Raw genomic sequence first — 16,557 nt, 5'->3', positions numbered from 1 at the left:
TTCGGCCTAATCATTGAACGACGTCTCAGGCAACTTTTGGTTGCCGGAAGAAGCGAGAACAGGTGCATATTCTTCTTTGAAATCCGGTCTTACACCAAGGAAAGTTGCAGACCGGTGAATGATCTTTTCAACCATCGGGGCTGCGTTAAAACCGGCAGTTGCGCCAAACTTTCCTTCTTCTGCCTTTGGTTCATCAATAATTGTCAAAACAACATATTGCGGGTCGTCAATCGGGAAAGACGCAAGGAAGGCGTTAAACCGTTTGGTTTTTGAATATTTGCCATTTTCGACTTTTTCAGCAGTACCGGTTTTGCCACCAACACGATAACCTTCAACCTTGGCTCGGCGCCCCGAACCGATATCTCCATTCAATTTATAAAGATAACGCATGTCGCGGCTCGTTTCCGGTGAAACAACCTGTTTGGAGTGTTCTTCCGCCTCTTCGGCTGTGCGTTTTAAAAATGTCGGTTCGATAAGCCTGCCGCCATTCATCAAGGCGCTTGCGCCGACCGCGGTTTGTAGAGGTGTTGTCATCATGCCATGGCCGAAAGCAATGGTCATGGAATTGACAGTTTTCCAACGCCTCGGCTCGACCGGACGGGCAACTTCGGGAAGTTCTGTCGTCATACGGTCAAGAAGTCCCATTCTTTTTAAAAATTCGCGGTGCCCGTCAATGCCGATTGTCAACGCTTCTTTTGCCGAACCGATATTGGAAGAAAAGATGAAAATTTCCCAAGCGGTTAACGGACGATATTTACCGTGGAAGTCACGGATGAAATGTCCACGACCGGCAGCAAGCGGCTTTGACGCGTCAATCACGCTGTTCAGCTGGAATTTTCCCGAGTCGAGCGCCATTGCGGTGGTAAAACTTTTAATTGTCGACCCCATTTCGAAAGTACCGGCTGTCATCCGGTTAAGGCGATCTTTTTTAAGTGCATCGACCGGATTGTTGGGATCGAAATCGGGCATGGAAGCCATGGCAAGCACTTCACCGGTGTGGATATTGATAACCACTGCACCGGCGGCAATTGCCTGATATCTTTGCATGGCGTCTGCCAATACATCACGCATAATAGCCTGAACACGGATATCGATTGAAAGTTTTACCGGTTCAAGTGACGTTTCGTCGGCAAGTCCGGCTGCACGCAAATCGCTTAAACCCGCATTGTCGATATATTTTTCCATACCGGCCGTGCCCTGATTGTCGACATTGACCATACCGAGAATATGGGAAGCTGTTGGTCCACCCGGATAGAAGCGGCGCACTTCCGTGCGAAACCCGACACCGGGAATACCAAGAGCCATAATTTGCTCTTTCTGACTTGGCGTGAGCCCGCGTTGAATCCAGGCAAAACCGGTTTTCTTTTTAAGCTTTTTATAGGTTTCCTGCCAATCAAGATTGGGCAGAACCGTTGAAATCAATTCGATTGTTTCATCAACGTCAATGATGCGGCGCGGTTCGGCAAAAAGCGAATAAGTTTTCAAATCGGTTGCAAGAAGCCGTCCGTTACGGTCAAGAATATCTGGACGGGCTGCCGATTGTTCGACCGCGGGGCCGGAGGCTTCTTCTATCTCGCCACCTTTGATACCAAAATAGATAAGACGGGCAAAAATAACTGCATAAACACATAAGAAACAGCTCACCACCACCATCAGTCGGCGGCGGGTTCTGCGTGAACGATATTCGGCCTTTTGCAACTCTTCATAACGATTGAGAGGTGCCTTCAGTTTACGCTTCAAAAACGGAATAAACTTCATGGCCGGACACTTCCTGTTGCGATATTATCGATATTCGCGTTGCCGTTGCGGGCAAGCAGCGAATTCTTTTCTTCAAGCTCGTCATCCTTGATCAGATTTTCGATCTGGTCTGGCAGCCGTTCCGGTATATCCTGCAACTTGATAATCTGGCGGGGTTCGGTTACCTGCAATCCGAGTTGGTCCTGATAACGGGTGGCCAATACCTGCATACGTTCTGGCTCTATCATCATTGCCCATTCGGCATGCAGCAGGTTGATGGTGTTTTTTTCGGCAACAATTTGTCGTTCGATACGCTGGACTTCACCAATGCGTTTCAGTGCGTCGTACTTCACCTTGTAGGTGATACCGGCTGCACAAATCATAATAGCCACCAAGATCATATCAAATGTACGAAAAACTGTCATTTTCCATTACCATCATTTCGGGCATCAGTTCGGGCATTAAATCGGGCTAGTTCAGGAAGTCCGAATATTGATTTATCAAGAGGTGCAATGTCGGCATCTGTGCGGATGCCAAAACGGAAACGTGCCGAGCGTGAACGGGGGTTGAATTCGAGCTCCGCTTCATCTGCGGTAATGCCGCTTTTGACTTTTAGCGTAAATGTCGGCTTTTCAGTTTGTTGAACCGGCAAATAACGCGATTGCGCGCGCGCTTTTGACCGGAAAGCAAAAAACTTTTTGACCATGCGGTCTTCAAGTGAATGGAAGGTTACAACACCAAGCCGCCCGCCCGGCTTCAACACCGCTTCGCCAGCTTCAAGCGCTTTTGCCAATTCCTGAAGCTCGTCATTGACGTAAATGCGCAAGGCCTGAAAAATTCTTGTTGCCGGATGGATATGCTCGCCGGGTTTGCGCACCACCAATGTCTCGACAGCATCTGCAAGATCAGACGTCCGCAAAAACGGTTTTTTCTCACGCCTTTCGACAATCATTCTGGCAATGCGTGCCGCATGGCGCTCTTCCCCGAGAAGACCGAAAATACGTGTAAGGTCATTCACCTTCATAGTGTTCACAACATCGGCTGCGCTAAAGCCCGTTTCCGACATACGCATGTCAAGGGGGCCATCTTTCTGGAACGAGAAGCCGCGCTCTGCCTCGTCAATCTGCATGGACGAAACGCCGATATCAAGAATAACACCGTCAACTTTATCTTCTGTCACATGACCGAGATTGGAAAATTCTGTATGAACGAGTTTCAATCGCGGACGATACTCTTCAACCAGAGCTTCACCATCACGGATAGCTTCAGGATCCCTATCAAGTGCAATGACATTGGCTCCTTTATCAAGAAGTGCGCGCGAATAACCACCTGCACCGAACGTGCCATCAATGATTGTTTTACCGGCGCAAGCATCCATTCCCGCAAGAACAGGTTCAAGTAAAACAGGGATATGACGTTTAAAAACAGTATCCTTAACAGTTGGCATCGTTATCTTTTAACAGCACGTTTAAAAATCGATTGGCGCATTCTGACTTTTCAATTGGTCAAAATGCGTCAATCTTCTTTATCGCACAGTTATGCTTAACGAAGTGTTAGGATCGGGCTCATCAATCACGAAATTTCCGGTATCAAACCGAATGTCATGAAGAGCAATACAAAATTCAGTATCAAAACAACAATTGCCGAAAGAATGGCAACGATCTGGGTAACAATACCGTTGGAAAATTGCCCCATAATGGATTTGCGACCACTAAAGTAGAGAAGCGCAATCATAGGGACAGGTAGTGATATTGAAAGAATAACCTGACTGACAACCAGCGCTTCGGTCGAGTTGACGCCAAGCGCCACAACGATAAAGGCAGGAATCATTGTAACTAGGCGGCGAACCCATATCGGTATGTAGAAGCCGACAAAACCTTGCATAACCATTTGTCCTGCCATCGTGCCGACAACCGAACTTGAAATACCCGAAACAATCAGCGAAACGAGGAAAACGCCTGCTGCACCGATACCGAGAAGCGGTGTCAATGTGTAATAGGCCTGATCGATTTCGGCAATGTCGTTATGCGCACCATGAAACGTACTTGCCGCCATAATGACCATGGCCATATTGACCATACCAGCAATAGCAAGAGCAACAATAACTTCGCGGTTGGAATAGCGCACAAGCTGGCGACGATCCTTGTCACTCTGGACTTTGGCACGTGCCTGCGTGAGGCCGGAGTGAAGGTAAAGCGCATGCGGCATAACCGTGGCACCAATAATGCCGACGGAAATAAGCAAAGCATTGGCATCAGGCATTTCCGGAGTAAAAAGATGCAACCCCGCAGCTTCCCAATCAACCGGCGCTATGACCATTTCAATAAGATAACAAAGACCGATAATCGAAACCAGAATACCGATCAGAATTTCCGTCGGGCGGAAACCGCGGCTATCAATCATCAGAAGCGCATAGGTAACAATCGCGGTAATAATCATACCGACGATGAGCGGCAAATTGAACAATAAGGCAAGGCCAATAGCACCGCCGAGGAATTCGGCAAGATCGGTTGCCATTGCAGCGATCTCGCTGATAATCCACATAGCCACAACAACAGGCTTTGACAGGTTATCACGGCAGAGCTCTGCAAGGTTACGGCCGGTTACAATGCCGACTTTAGCCGACAGTGCCTGAAACAACATGGCAATCAGATTGGCGAGCAACACAACCCACAACAATGTATAGCCATAGCCCGATCCGGCCTGAATATTGGTCGCAAAGTTACCCGGATCCATATAGGCGATCGAAGCAATAACGGCAGGCCCGACCATGAGAAGAAATGTACGTCCGCCCTTCCGCTTGCCGGCAAGCATTGCAGAAATGCCTTCCGACGTCCGTTCGGTGAGTGAGGACTTACGGGAAAATTTATCATCTTGAAGAGACATGCAACAAAACTTTCTAATTGCGAATGCTTTGCATTAGCTCTAAAGGCATTATCCCGTCAATCGGTTTTAGACAAAAATGTTGTGATTATTCATTCTATAACAAAATAATGAAAAATGTCAGTCGGTCTGTAAGCCGGGTTCTGTATGGCGAAATTTGATTAAAAATTCCGCGTGACAGCCATTCATCTAGTACGGATGTTACCACCCGTCTCGTGCAACCTACCCGAATGACAGGCCCGGAAATCGGCTGCAAGCAAAGCTCGCGTGTCATTCCTATTCGGTCTTGCTCCCGGTGGGGTTTACCTTGCCACATCCATTACTGGATGCGCGGTGGGCTCTTACCCCGCCTTTTCACCCTTACCTGTTTGAACAGGCGGTATATTTCTGTGGCACTTTCCCTGAGGTTGCCCTCGCCGGACGTTATCCGGCACCGTTATTCCATGGAGCCCGGACTTTCCTCACCTTTCACCTTTCGGTATTGAGAAGGCGCGGCTGCCCGACCAACTGACGGGCTCTTTATAAAACAAAAACAATCTGCTGCAAACCAATAAAAGCTGCTTCATTGCCAAACTCTCCGCGAACCGCTCCTGAAAGGAACAAAGTCCTATTTTTAAAAAACCTGAAAAACAAAAATTCCGGAAAACCGAAGGCGATAGGGGTCATTTCGGTCACTCGATTGCTAAACTTTACAAATGCCATAAGACAGGCTTCGCATGCGAAATAACGACTTGAGACGATACAAAAGCCGACCGTTCTGCCCCCTTGAATGTCCATGAAATATTTTAAAATTCGGCCTGAATATCGGTTAAGCTGTTTTTTTAAATCCGACAAAGAAGATTGGCTAAAAGCAAAACAAACTATTGATTGTTTTACGACGGATAGCAAAACTATGACAAGTTTCACCCCTGCCTTATGGTCGAAGAAACGTTACGGATTTGTAGTGCGTCACGATATTTAAGATAGATCGGAATGACATTTGAAACGCGGCAGCTTTAACTTGATACGCGACCTTGCAACATGTGAGGTCGGTTTTTGCAATTGACCAAGTTTTCAATTAGGAAAGACTGTTTTTTGTGTTTTAAGTATCCCATCAAAGCATTGCTAATGCTGTGTGCTTAATTGCTACTTACGAACGCCTCCTTCAAATGTGTTTCAAAAATTCTTTCAAGACTTGCTATAATAAGTTCATTTACCTTATACCAATGACTCGCAATAACTTGGCTTTAGATATACGGCGTAAAATACGCTTGTGATCGCTTGAGAATATTCCGGATTTTTATAAAACTCGCATTGTAATAGGGATGATAAATGGCGGGCCACAAAAGAAATATAAGTCTTGACGGTTTGCGCGGACTTGCGGCCATTGCAGTTCTTTTGTTGCACTGCATGTTGTCGTTCTTTCCACAAACTCGTGATGCGACGAATAATGCTGCCAAAATTTTGTATTTCATATATAATGGTCATGCATCGGTTTTTATATTTTTCGTGCTGTCGGGCTTTGTTTTGACCCGTGGTTTCTTTTTAATCGGGGACGCTAAAATCATTTACAAAAGTGCGATTAAGCGGCTTCCACGACTTATGGGGCCAGTTCTCGTTACCGTATTATTTTCCTATTTATTGTTTGTTTTACAACTATATAGGTATCGCGAAGTGGGGGAAATCGTGGGCTCACAATGGCTCTACAATTTTTCCAACTCTCACGGACAAAATTTTCAGCCCAAGTTAGCCGATGCTATACTGGAAGGCGCATTTTATACGTTTGTTCGAGGTGATAGATATTATGATAGCAGCCTGTGGACAATGAAGATTGAATTTATAGGCAGTTTCGTAGTGTTCAGTTTAGCACTATTGTCATCAATCAAAAATAACAACTACATTTTTCTAATGTTTGTTTTTCTGGCAACAAGTGTGATTATCAACCAAGATTACACGTATATGGGTCTTATTGCCGGTATTACATTATCGAAGTTCCTGCCGGAAACATACAGCATCCCTTCAGTTTTGAAGATCATACTTGTCTTGATAGCAATCTATTTTATGAACTTCATTGGAAAGGATGTTCGTTATTTTGAATGGATGTATAGCCTTGTGGGAGAAAAAAGGGGATATTTCTACATTGTTAGCGGAATGATTCTGATCGCGATTTTCTACAATTTGGACATCATAAATAGGAACCCTTCAGTTTTAAAATTTTTCAGTTTCCTTGGGGAACTTTCGTTTCCTCTCTATCTTATACACATCCCTATCGTCTATTCACTAGGGTGTTGGATATTTTTGGTATTCCATAATGATTTTCCGAACAGCGCACCATTCATTGCCTTTTTTGTTTCTTTCATATCATCAATATTGGCTGCTCTTCCGCTTATGAAATTCAATAAATGGTGGCTAAAAAGAGTAAACAATGTGGCAGATTTAGTAACGAGAAGTTAGAAAACTATCGGCCTCAAATCAATGCGCGACATTAACAGATCGTGCTGAACTTGAATCTGTTTATCAGATCAGGGCACCTGATAAGATAATAGGAATGTATCACTCTGTTTTGAGTGGCATTTATCAATTTCAAGCCGTGAATCGAAGACAGGCCACGAAGATTACCTGAGCGGCCTCTTATGTTCCGGCTTCACAACTTCCTCTTCAATAGGTGCGGATGGAATAGTTCTCGTCGCCCAATAACAATCTATAAATGCATATTTCACCGGAGGCTACGATGCACGCCGGATGAATAGTATTTTCATTTGAAAGGACGATAAACATTCTTATAAACAGGCTTTTGCCGGCATAACTCTGTAAGGTACGCCACACCACTTTTGTGTTCTTCAATCAAACAATACATCCCAAAAGTGAAAATTACCTTTTATGGAAACAAAACAGCGCGGCGGGTGCCGAGCTGACCTTTAGGCTGGAGTTCATTCCACTGCGCCTGGCGCATTTGCATCCCTAAAAATGAAAGGAAAACGCGAATACGCTACAATGTGCCTTCGGTTTCATACAATTATTCCAGCATTTCAATAAGCGATGCAGCACATCTTCGTCAGTCAAACCCGATTTTATCAAGCCCTCAAGCGACACTTTATGGCGCAAGGCGGGCATACAGGTAACGGCTGTGGTGTCAATGAAAAAGCCAAGACAGCCTCCGCTGCAGATCATATTTTTAAGCAAAGGACAGAACTTAAAGACTTAGTTGATAAGATTTCAGAAATTGAAAATTTATTTTCAAAAAACGAAATATAAAAAGTATATATTTTTGGTATTGAGCTACCTTTAAAACTAGTTAATTTTATAATTATGACAATAGATAAATTTAAAAGATCAAGACGATATCATTTAATATAATGAGATCGCATTAATCCCGGCATAACCAGTCCAATAAAAGCGGGATAGTGAAAAACACTATAAGTTTTGCGAATATATGAGGTTTCCTAATTCGCTCGAAACATAGACGTTAAATTGTTCCGGCTATATTTTTAAGAACCTTACGCTTCAGGTGAGGCTTTTCAACGTGCCAAGCAGGCGATGAAGTGTATCAATCGTCGAGACATCCGCAACACCGTCAACCTTTTGTGGTCTGAAATGGCGTTGAAAGGCTTTTGTTACCAGTTGCGTACGTTCGTCGAAAGAACCGGTGATATCAATGCCATAACCGTAAAGCGCAAGCATTGACTGATAGGCTTCAACAGGTCTGCCACTTTCACCATTGGTCATGAAGCGTCCACCGGAAATTGCGGCCGGACGCACAAAATGGCCAATACCGGCCTTAAAAAGGTTTTCCCATGGAAATTTTTCACCCGGGTCACTTTTGCGATGCGGTGCAATATCGGAATGGCCAAGCACATTCCGTTTTTCAATTGAATATTTTTCGATAATCGATTTGCAAAGTTTGATGACCGATTCAATCTGTTTTTCCGGATAATCGGGAAAGTTCAACAAAGGTCCACCATTGACAATCTCAATACCGATAGAATGGGAATTAACATCTGTGACACCGCGCCAGAAACTTTCACCGGCATGCCACGCGCGATAAGCCTCTTGAACCAGTTGCACAACTTTCCCGTCTTCTTCCACAACATAATGCGCTGAAACCTTTGCTTCCGGCGAACATAAAAGGCGTTCGGCACTTTCGGCATTTTCCATGCCCGTATAATGAAGAACAAGAAATTGCGGTTTGGCGCCATCTTTGCGCTCTTCAAAATTAGGCGAAGGGCACACAGTTGCTCCCTGATAATCCGCTTTGAAAGTTTCTGCACTCATACTGTAACAAACTCCTCACGCACGATAGCCCATGCGTTATTAATAGCCGCCAGACGCTCATTGGCAATAGCCAGGAATTCCTTTGGTAAACCGCGTGCCATAACCCTGTCAGGATGGTGTTCGCGCACGAGATCATGGTAGTGTTTGCGTGCTTCTTCGAAGCTTATGCCTTTTTTGAGGCCCAAAACCAGCCACGGATCACTTTCACCGACAACAGCATGACGTGCGCTGATTACCCTGAACTGCTCACGAGAAAAGCCGAAAATATCGGAAACCTCTCGCAAAAAAAAGAGCTCGTCCTGATGGATTACACCATCCGATTTGGCAATATAGAAAAGGCCTTCCAGAACATCTTCCAATAATTGTCCCTGACAGTCGGATTCCTGACAAAGCCGAAACAGGCGACGCGCGTAGACGTCAAAGCCTGCAATGTCCTGTTTGGCGAGGTTATAAAGGCGTTCGACATTATGAAACTCGTGGTCGGGAACCGAAAAGATTTCATAAAATGCTTTGACCTCGGGATCGCTTACAACACCATCAGCTTTTGCCATTTTTGCCGATAAAGCAATCATGGCAACAGAAAATGCAACCTGTCTGCGTGTTTCAGGATCCCCTTCAAAGAAGGTACGTACACGTTCGACAATAGCATTCAATGCGTCGCCAGCAATGTTGCTGATAAGCTCGCCAATACGTGTCCATAATGAAGGCATTCCGTTTTCCTGAATTTGAAGTTAATAAGACTGTTCTGTTTGATCGGGCGCCTTAACAACTATTTGGCCAAGGCCGATAATTGATACTACGAAGCGATATGAATGAAGTTGACTGTTATTGTTCTTTATCCCCGTCAACTGTGGAAGGACGGTTCATTGCCTGACGGGCAACTTCACCCGCTTCACGTGCAAAATTTTCCGCCTGTTCTTCACTCTGACCACTTTTCAAGGCAGATGCTTTTGCGTCTTCCATGAATTTATTGATGACATCCTGTTTTTGTGCTTGCGTCATATCCGATGGTGTAAGCGGCACTTTTGGCAAACTTATGGCTGCCCCTTCAGGAAGGCCCTTTTCCCCGTTTATTTCACTGGAATCCTTGAAAAAATATGAATATCCCCACCACAAGCCGGCAATGACGACAATGAGGAGAATAACAAGACCGATGATGCGACGCCAACGAAGTTTCTTCATATTTTTTCCAAAAGTTTTTATTTATATGCCATTCTTTTACTATTTTTAGCAATGGTGAACAGTGATTTTAGAGCCCGATAGGTGTCGAATTGTTGTTTAAAGATAATTTAAAAAAAATGGCGCGCACATTACTGGCGTCAATTGCTTCGGCTCTGTTGCTTACAAGCTGCACTTCCTTGTCTTATGATCTTGGCGATATCGTGCCACCATCCGGCACAACACCCAAGGGACCAATCAATGCTCCCCGCTTTGATGATCGCAAGCCTCATGACTGGACCGAGCTTACCCCATGGCATTACCCCATTCACGGAACCGATGTTTCGAAATATCAACAGGCAGTTGACTGGGCAGCAGTCAAACATAGCGGTATTTCTTTTGCTTTTATCAAAGCAACAGAAGGCGGCGACCGTGTAGACGACAATTTTCTCCACAATTGGGATGGGACAAAAGAAATCGGTATGCCGCGCGGCGCCTATCACTTCTTCTATTATTGTCGGCCGGCTTCCGAACAAGCCAAATGGTATATCAGAAATGTACCGAAGGACCCGACAGCCCTGCCGCCGGTTCTTGATATGGAGTGGAACGATTCTTCACCGACGTGCAAAATCCGGCCACCAGCAGAGACTGTTCGTAGTGAAATGAAGGTCTTCCTATCCATTGTTGAAAAATATTATGGCAAGAAACCCATCATCTATACGACGGTCGATTTCTTCGATCGGAACGGCCTGTCGCAAATCAAAGGTTATTCGTTCTGGCTCCGGTCAGTCGCCGGCCATCCGCAAGAAAAATACGGCACCCATCCCTGGACATTCTGGCAATACACCGGAACGGGGCGTGTTCCCGGTATCAAGGGCGATGCCGACATCAACGTCTTTTACGGCAGCCGCGACGAATGGCAAAAATATGTTTCGGGAAAATAATATCAATCAGACAATGGGCAAACATCGTGTTACTTAAGCGGGCAAATATCGCTTTGACTTGCAAACGAATTACGCATGCCTCTTTATTTCTGATAAAAAATGGTACAAGACATTTTAAACGTCATAAAGTGCAGGAATGAGGATAAATGTTCAAGACAAGACAAGCAATTCTGGCAGCTTCGACATTCTTGTTTGCGACAGTTTTCTGCCCGCTTTCACAAGCTGAAGGACCTGAGGCGGCAACCCAGACTGATGATGTCGCGACCAAAGTTGCGCGCGAGGCCTGCGGCACGCCAATCGAAACATTCAGAGAGAATGTGGCTGATGAAGCCCGCAAAGCGGGTGTAAGCGAACACGCGATCGACGAACTCAAAAAAGCAACGATTGATCAGAAGGTCATCGACCGTGATAACGGGCAAGCTATTTTCAATCTCACATTTGCGGAATTTTCAAAACGGGTCATCCCTGAAGCGCGTTTGAAAAAGGGAAAGGAAAACTTACAAAAATATTCCGACGTTTTTGCCAAGGCGGAGGAAAAATACGGGGTTCCTGGCCCCGTCATTGCAGCCTTTTGGGGGCTAGAAACCGATTATGGTGCGGTTCAGGGCAATTTCGATACTTTGAATGCCCTTTTCACCCTCTCCCATGATTGTAGACGGCCGGAATTGTTCCGCCCGCAATTGATTGCACTTTTAAAACTGTTCGATCAGGGAGTCGTCAATGCCGATACGACCGGTGCATGGGCTGGTGAAATCGGTCAAATGCAACTTTTGCCGAAGGACTATCTGGAACGGGGTGTTGATGGCGATGACGATGGTAAAATCGACCTTAAAGGGTCTGTTGCCGATGCCGTCATGACAGCGGCCCATATGTTGAGCGATCTTGGTTGGAGGCGTGGCGAACCGTGGCTTGAAGAGGTGCGCCTCACCCGCGATGATTTGCCATGGCAAGAAGCAATCAGACAAAATCGCAAACCCCATTCACAATGGACCAGTTGGGGCGTTACCGGCATTAACGGCCCGTTAGGACCTGATAACGGGGATGCGTCACTTATGTTGCCAATGGGCCGAAAGGGGCCTGCATTTTTAGCCTATGACAATTTCGATATTTTTGTCGAATGGAACAAATCGATTGTCTATGCAACGACCGTTGCCTATTTCGCTTCGCGCCTTGCCGGTGCACCGGCTTTTGACATCGGCCATCCTGAACCAGGGTTGAACACTGAAGAAATGAAGCAATTGCAACAAAAGCTTGCCGATCGCGGTTATGATATGGGTAAGGTCGACGGGGTTTATGGGATCCTGACACGCGACGCGGTGCGGACCGAACAGCTCCGCTTGGGACTTCCTGCCGATTCCTGGCCGACAAAAGAATTGCTCGACCGGCTTTAGAACCGCATTCCATGTGGTCAAAAAAAGAGTGTACTTAACTCATCTCAAGACGGGTATTTTTGCCCGTTTTTGTTATGGAATTTGTTTTTTTGGGGATAGCATTTATACGATTGGCAGTTGAAGGCTTTATGTATTCATTTCCGGAACTATACGGTTCCTCCCTGCCCTTTTCATCTTACAAGCATCTTTGCCGCTAATTGTAATTTCCATGATTCTTCAACAGATGCATTTTGCCTTTTTCGCGTGCTGGATGATTTTTTACGTTAAATGACGTTACCTTCTAGAGCCTTTAATGCTTCTTTTGTCAGCTTTGCAAAAAGTAAATTTTCGTCGTCGTCGCATAAAGGCTTGAACTCAATCATTTTTCCGATGGGTCATGATTTCAGCACTTTCAAAAAGACTGCAAAATCGCGTTTTGAATTCGCTGAAATCGATGCCAATAAACTGTCAGATGTCATAAAAAATGCGACACCGGAGGAAAGGAAAAAGCGTCAGCACTTATCCACTTATCGGGAACATTGACTGCAATAATGACACCTGAAACGCCATGAACCATTTTAAAGACAAATTCAAAACCCCGAAAGGATCATTCAAAGGGCAAACAGAATAATTCCGGGTGCCGGGAGCATGAACTTTTTAGCTCAGAATACTTAAAATAAAACCCGACCGGAGCAAGCTCCAGTCGGGCCTCAACCAAGGGAAATCCGTTGCGGGGGGTCTCGGTCTCCCTGGTTGTTAATCAATCTCTTGCACTTTTATAACAGCGCATGATTGATATGACTGATACAGCGTCCGATAGCAAGAAAGCAGCAAAAATTATCTCTTCATTTTAAGAATTTTTTACTCGTTTTATATCCATTATGATAAAATCATGTCTAAAATGTATTATAATGAAGCAATTTTGTTTAATATAACTCTTTTGATAGAAAATTATCCCATTTAAGCAACAAGGTTCCGGGTTAAACATTGCCATTCGGATGCAACAATCCGGAATGCGAATTTAAAAACCGTTTGAAAAACACTCTTGTGCCTGCAACAGCGAGAAAGCCGAAATACTAACCAAAGTGGTTCGCCGAAATCCGTCCATGCCAAGCAACAACGTGCCAATAAACCCGACACCAGCGGATGAAAACTTGAAAACTGCCGCTGTTATCATGAAATCAGGCAACCGTCATTTTACTGCACCGGCTTTAATTCAATCAGACAGACGGGGACGGGCGTGCGTCCGCGTCCGACGTTACCGGTTGCAATAAACGTTTAAACCACGCCTCACTACTTGGCGTTATTTGCCTTAAGCGCAGCTTCAGGCCGGATGCCGATGAGATAACATATGGCATAAACGAGATCGGCACGGTTGAGCGTGTAGAAGTGGAAATCTTCAACACCGTGTTCGACAAGATCAAGAACCTGTTCGGCAGCAACGGCGGCTGCAACAAGATCATGTGTTTTCTGGTCGTTCTCTAGCCCCTCGAAACGTTGTGCCAGCCAATCAGGAATATGCGTGCCATTGCGCGAACAAAAGTTTTTAACCTGCCAAAAATTATGGATTGGCAATATGCCGGGTAAAATCGGAATATAGATACCGGCTTTACGCACTCTTTCTATGTAATCTACATAAAAGTGGTTATCAAAAAAACATTGGGTGATGGCCTTTGTCGCACCATTGTCTATTTTACGTTTGAGGAGATCAATATCGGTTGCAAAATCGGGACTTTCGGGATGTTTTTCGGGATATGCCGAAACGGTGATTTCGAAATCCGGATTAATCGCTTTCAAACCGGCAACGAGCTCAACCGCATTGGCATAACCTCCCGGAGTGGGATGATAGCGCCCGCCCGCTCCGTTGCTTGGATCACCACGAAGCGCAACAAAATGATGAATCCCCATGGAAGCAAATTGCCGTGCCACGCCGTCGACTTCTTCGCGTGTTGCATCAACACATGTCAAATGCGCGGCTGCATTAAGGTGTGTTTCCTTAATGATACGTTCAACAGTTCTGCCGGTCCTCTCCCTCGTAGAGCCGCCTGCCCCGTAAGTTACCGAAACAAATTCCGGCTTTAATGGTGCAAGACGTTTGACCGTTTGCCAAAGCATTTCTTCCATTTTCTCCGTTTTTGGCGGGAAAAATTCAAATGAAACCTTCAGCTTGTCGCCCAAGTCGGGGCGGCGGGAAAGTGATGGGGCAGACATTAAGCGGTCTCCGTTAGAAATGTTGTTTTTCTGGCAATCAACAAACGTGGATCACGGGCAAGCCACAGCTTGAGTGTGAGCCCTTTTGTATTGCCATTTTGTTGGGGTTGAAAACTCAAAGTTTTTTCCAATGTCAAGCCGGCCTTATCAAGCCAGTATTCCATTTGGGAATCGGAAAATCCCATACGCACATGAGCATATTTTTCGCGTAAATATTCAAGTTCATGCGGAGCATAGTCGACAATAATGAGCCGCGCCCCCGGTCGCATGACGCGCGCCGCTTCAAAGATTGCAACTTCAGGGTCCGACAGGAAATGTAGAACCTGATAAATAGTGACGAGATTGAACGTTTCTTTCTCGACCGGCAAATTGGCCACATCTCCCAACCTGACCTGAGCGTTCGAAACGCCTGCCTTATCCAGATTGACGCGTGCAACAGCCAGCATATCGCGATTATTATCAATGCCGATCGCCCGTGTATAAAGGGGCGCAAAAAGCTTCAACAAAGATCCGGTACCTGTGCCGATATCGAGCATGGATTGGAACGGCGTTGTTCCGACAAGTTCTACCATGGTTTGTTCGACAGTGTTGTCGGGCACATGGAGCAATCTGAGTTTATCCCAGTCGTGCGCATTTTTGGAAAAATAGGCAGCCGCAGCGCGGCTTCGCTCTTTCTTGACTTCACCAAGCCGCATCAAATCCGCGTTAATAAGATTGTCTTCAACATCAATATGTTGAAGCACTATTTTCAGCATTTCCCGACGTAACGAACAAGAAGATAAAGAAAAATAGGCCCATGCACCTTCCTGATAACGCTCGATCAAACGGGCTTCCGTTAAAAGCCGTAAATGACGCGATACACGTGGCTGCGATTGACCCAGAATTTTTGTAATGTCGGAAACCGTCAGATCGCCCTTATCCAACAAAAACAGTATGCGCAAACGTGTTGTTTCAGCAACCGCCTTTAATACGTCTACCATTTCATTCAACGCCAATTGGCGAACCATGACTTTTCTCCGCTCTTGTAGACATAAAGATATCTTTATATATTTCACAAATGTCAAGCAGAGAGATTACTTATGCCCACAAACACCGGAAAATTCCCCTTCAATACATATCTTTTTGCGTCGGGACATGTTTTATCCGAAGCCGTTTTGCTTGATAGACGGAATATCGCCATGCGATGCAACCCGAGATAATCTTCGCGAAAAAGGAGTTTATACACCTATAAAAAGAAGTTATTCAGCACCGTTTTTTCAATTGTTTTTCTTACCCTGTTTCGGGAAGCGCTTACCGATCTACATACAGTTAAATTTTTCAAAAATCCCGTTTTAGTACTGTTCGGGCTGTTGATTGGCCCAACATTGTTTTTCAAAAAAGCTTTATCTTAAAAGTAGGAATTGCTTTTCGGGAGTATGGAAAGCAGCAAATCTTCCCTTTGATCAATGGAAAATTGTAACCTAGTTTGTGGGTGCAACTGTTTTTATATTTTGACCTATAAGCTTATATAAACGCAAATGACAAAAATCTGTTTGACAAGAAAACAAGTTCAATTTTTTATTTGTCCATGACAACGAAGAGACAACGCGCTGTTGCAAAAGAATTGACGCTACTGATACCGCAAGCCCCCTATGCCGATAGCGAACCGATCAGGTCTGCATCGTTAAGTCCGCATATGAAACATCTTCCCCCCTCTATTGCGGTTTGGCTGTCGGCTGTTGCCTATATCCGACACAATTACACAAATTATGATGAATTGCGTGACGAGGGATATGATAAAGACTCGGCACGGTTTTTTGTCATTGATGATATTAACGAAAAACTGACAGAATGGCGGGCAACCCGTTTTGTCGACGTAGAAGACAAATTGTAACACACGCTTGAACGACTTCAGCGATATTAGCCAATCGCATAGAGAAAATGGGGATTACACGAAAATCAGCAACAATTCGGACTTTTGTCTGATCGCATCGTGATTTTTCAATCACCTCATCGAAGATAAT

At 45.2% G+C, this 16,557-nt stretch carries 15 protein-coding genes and 1 other RNA gene; 5 read left to right on the top strand and 11 right to left on the bottom strand.

The genetic code is table 11. The features are described 5' to 3' along the window. Positions 1-6: 6 nt before the first annotated feature. From H3V14_RS04900 to H3V14_RS04875, 6 genes are all read right to left on the bottom strand, one after another. Positions 7-1,758: a penicillin-binding protein 2 gene (locus H3V14_RS04900; RefSeq protein WP_198227012.1), complete on the bottom strand. Its 1,752-nt coding sequence runs from the start codon at positions 1,756-1,758 to the stop codon at positions 7-9. Further along, positions 1,755-2,162: a hypothetical protein gene (locus H3V14_RS04895; RefSeq protein ID WP_075868720.1), complete on the bottom strand. Its 408-nt coding sequence runs from the start codon at positions 2,160-2,162 to the stop codon at positions 1,755-1,757. The genes H3V14_RS04900 and H3V14_RS04895 overlap by 4 nt, the downstream gene beginning before the upstream one ends. Then, positions 2,159-3,184, bottom strand: coding sequence for a 16S rRNA (cytosine(1402)-N(4))-methyltransferase RsmH (rsmH, locus tag H3V14_RS04890; RefSeq protein ID WP_198227010.1), 1,026 nt, complete (start codon positions 3,182-3,184; stop codon positions 2,159-2,161). Before rsmH ends, H3V14_RS04895 begins: the two co-directional genes overlap by 4 nt. 125 nt (positions 3,185-3,309) lie before the next feature. Beyond that, a complete protein-coding gene (locus tag H3V14_RS04885; RefSeq protein ID WP_075914211.1) occupies positions 3,310-4,623 on the bottom strand; it encodes an Nramp family divalent metal transporter in 1,314 nt (437 codons plus the stop codon). A 113-nt stretch (positions 4,624-4,736) separates the two neighbouring features. After that, an RNA gene (rnpB, locus tag H3V14_RS04880) (RNase P RNA component class A) lies at positions 4,737-5,131 on the bottom strand. An 8-nt stretch (positions 5,132-5,139) separates the two neighbouring features. Continuing rightward, positions 5,140-5,526 carry a hypothetical protein gene (locus H3V14_RS04875; protein ID WP_198227008.1) on the bottom strand — a complete coding sequence of 129 codons (387 nt, stop codon included), beginning with the start codon at positions 5,524-5,526 and terminating at the stop codon, positions 5,140-5,142. 405 nt (positions 5,527-5,931) lie between these two features. Between H3V14_RS04875 and H3V14_RS04870 the strand changes: the two genes are divergently transcribed. Together H3V14_RS04870 and H3V14_RS04865 are read left to right on the top strand one after the other, a co-directional pair. After that, a complete protein-coding gene (locus H3V14_RS04870) occupies positions 5,932-7,053 on the top strand; it encodes an acyltransferase (protein WP_198227006.1) in 1,122 nt (373 codons plus the stop codon). A gap of 642 nt (positions 7,054-7,695) precedes the next feature. After that, positions 7,696-7,854, top strand: a complete 159-nt coding sequence (locus H3V14_RS04865) for a hypothetical protein (protein WP_198227004.1) — start codon at positions 7,696-7,698, stop codon at positions 7,852-7,854. 249 nt (positions 7,855-8,103) lie between these two features. Here H3V14_RS04865 and H3V14_RS04860 read toward each other — a convergent pair whose 3' ends face one another. From H3V14_RS04860 to H3V14_RS04850, 3 genes are all read right to left on the bottom strand, one after another. Continuing rightward, the gene (locus H3V14_RS04860; RefSeq protein WP_198227002.1) at positions 8,104-8,871 is read right to left on the bottom strand and encodes an N-acetylmuramoyl-L-alanine amidase; all 768 of its coding nucleotides are present in this window, start codon (positions 8,869-8,871) and stop codon (positions 8,104-8,106) included. Further along, positions 8,868-9,581 carry a DnaJ family molecular chaperone gene (locus H3V14_RS04855; protein WP_198227000.1) on the bottom strand — a complete coding sequence of 238 codons (714 nt, stop codon included), beginning with the start codon at positions 9,579-9,581 and terminating at the stop codon, positions 8,868-8,870. The genes H3V14_RS04860 and H3V14_RS04855 overlap by 4 nt, the downstream gene beginning before the upstream one ends. A 115-nt stretch (positions 9,582-9,696) precedes the next feature. Then, positions 9,697-10,053, bottom strand: coding sequence for a hypothetical protein (locus H3V14_RS04850; protein WP_198226998.1), 357 nt, complete (start codon positions 10,051-10,053; stop codon positions 9,697-9,699). A gap of 116 nt (positions 10,054-10,169) precedes the next feature. Between H3V14_RS04850 and H3V14_RS04845 the strand changes: the two genes are divergently transcribed. Both H3V14_RS04845 and H3V14_RS04840 read left to right on the top strand, forming a co-directional pair. Then, positions 10,170-10,973: a GH25 family lysozyme gene (locus H3V14_RS04845; protein WP_198226996.1), complete on the top strand. Its 804-nt coding sequence runs from the start codon at positions 10,170-10,172 to the stop codon at positions 10,971-10,973. 146 nt (positions 10,974-11,119) lie between these two features. After that, the gene (locus tag H3V14_RS04840; RefSeq protein ID WP_198226994.1) at positions 11,120-12,364 is read left to right on the top strand and encodes a lytic murein transglycosylase; all 1,245 of its coding nucleotides are present in this window, start codon (positions 11,120-11,122) and stop codon (positions 12,362-12,364) included. A 1,272-nt stretch (positions 12,365-13,636) separates the two neighbouring features. On the opposite strand, the gene metF is transcribed toward H3V14_RS04840, so the two are convergent. Together metF and H3V14_RS04830 are read right to left on the bottom strand one after the other, a co-directional pair. After that, positions 13,637-14,554 carry a methylenetetrahydrofolate reductase [NAD(P)H] gene (metF, locus tag H3V14_RS04835; RefSeq protein ID WP_198212287.1) on the bottom strand — a complete coding sequence of 306 codons (918 nt, stop codon included), beginning with the start codon at positions 14,552-14,554 and terminating at the stop codon, positions 13,637-13,639. Then, positions 14,554-15,561: a metalloregulator ArsR/SmtB family transcription factor gene (locus H3V14_RS04830; protein WP_075914204.1), complete on the bottom strand. Its 1,008-nt coding sequence runs from the start codon at positions 15,559-15,561 to the stop codon at positions 14,554-14,556. The genes metF and H3V14_RS04830 overlap by 1 nt, the downstream gene beginning before the upstream one ends. Before the next feature lie 554 nt (positions 15,562-16,115). On the opposite strand from H3V14_RS04830, the gene H3V14_RS04825 reads away from it, so the two are divergent. Next, the gene (locus tag H3V14_RS04825) at positions 16,116-16,427 is read left to right on the top strand and encodes a DUF2293 domain-containing protein (protein ID WP_198222711.1); all 312 of its coding nucleotides are present in this window, start codon (positions 16,116-16,118) and stop codon (positions 16,425-16,427) included. Positions 16,428-16,557 lie beyond the last annotated feature (130 nt).

The sequence above is a fragment of the Bartonella sp. W8151 genome (assembly GCF_016100385.1).
In the GTDB taxonomy this organism is placed as follows: Bacteria; Pseudomonadota; Alphaproteobacteria; order Rhizobiales; family Rhizobiaceae; genus Bartonella; species Bartonella apis.
The sequence above is the reverse complement of the archived record's forward strand: the minus strand, read 5'-3'. Positions and strand labels throughout refer to the sequence as shown.

What these genes read in the sequence shown, in the direction of transcription:
- H3V14_RS04870 (WP_198227006.1), top strand. Translation starts at nt 5,932, where the DNA reads ATGGCGGGCCACAAAAGAAATATAAGTCTTGACGGTTTGCGCGGACTT.
- H3V14_RS04860 (WP_198227002.1), bottom strand. Translation starts at nt 8,871, where the DNA reads ATGAGTGCAGAAACTTTCAAAGCGGATTATCAGGGAGCAACTGTGTGC.
- H3V14_RS04865 (WP_198227004.1), top strand. Translation starts at nt 7,696, where the DNA reads ATGGCGCAAGGCGGGCATACAGGTAACGGCTGTGGTGTCAATGAAAAA.
- H3V14_RS04895 (WP_075868720.1), bottom strand. Translation starts at nt 2,162, where the DNA reads ATGACAGTTTTTCGTACATTTGATATGATCTTGGTGGCTATTATGATT.
- H3V14_RS04840 (WP_198226994.1), top strand. Translation starts at nt 11,120, where the DNA reads ATGTTCAAGACAAGACAAGCAATTCTGGCAGCTTCGACATTCTTGTTT.
- H3V14_RS04885 (WP_075914211.1), bottom strand. Translation starts at nt 4,623, where the DNA reads ATGTCTCTTCAAGATGATAAATTTTCCCGTAAGTCCTCACTCACCGAA.
- metF (WP_198212287.1), bottom strand. Translation starts at nt 14,554, where the DNA reads ATGTCTGCCCCATCACTTTCCCGCCGCCCCGACTTGGGCGACAAGCTG.
- H3V14_RS04900 (WP_198227012.1), bottom strand. Translation starts at nt 1,758, where the DNA reads ATGAAGTTTATTCCGTTTTTGAAGCGTAAACTGAAGGCACCTCTCAAT.
- H3V14_RS04850 (WP_198226998.1), bottom strand. Translation starts at nt 10,053, where the DNA reads ATGAAGAAACTTCGTTGGCGTCGCATCATCGGTCTTGTTATTCTCCTC.
- H3V14_RS04855 (WP_198227000.1), bottom strand. Translation starts at nt 9,581, where the DNA reads ATGCCTTCATTATGGACACGTATTGGCGAGCTTATCAGCAACATTGCT.
- rsmH (WP_198227010.1), bottom strand. Translation starts at nt 3,184, where the DNA reads ATGCCAACTGTTAAGGATACTGTTTTTAAACGTCATATCCCTGTTTTA.
- H3V14_RS04830 (WP_075914204.1), bottom strand. Translation starts at nt 15,561, where the DNA reads ATGGTTCGCCAATTGGCGTTGAATGAAATGGTAGACGTATTAAAGGCG.
- H3V14_RS04845 (WP_198226996.1), top strand. Translation starts at nt 10,170, where the DNA reads ATGGCGCGCACATTACTGGCGTCAATTGCTTCGGCTCTGTTGCTTACA.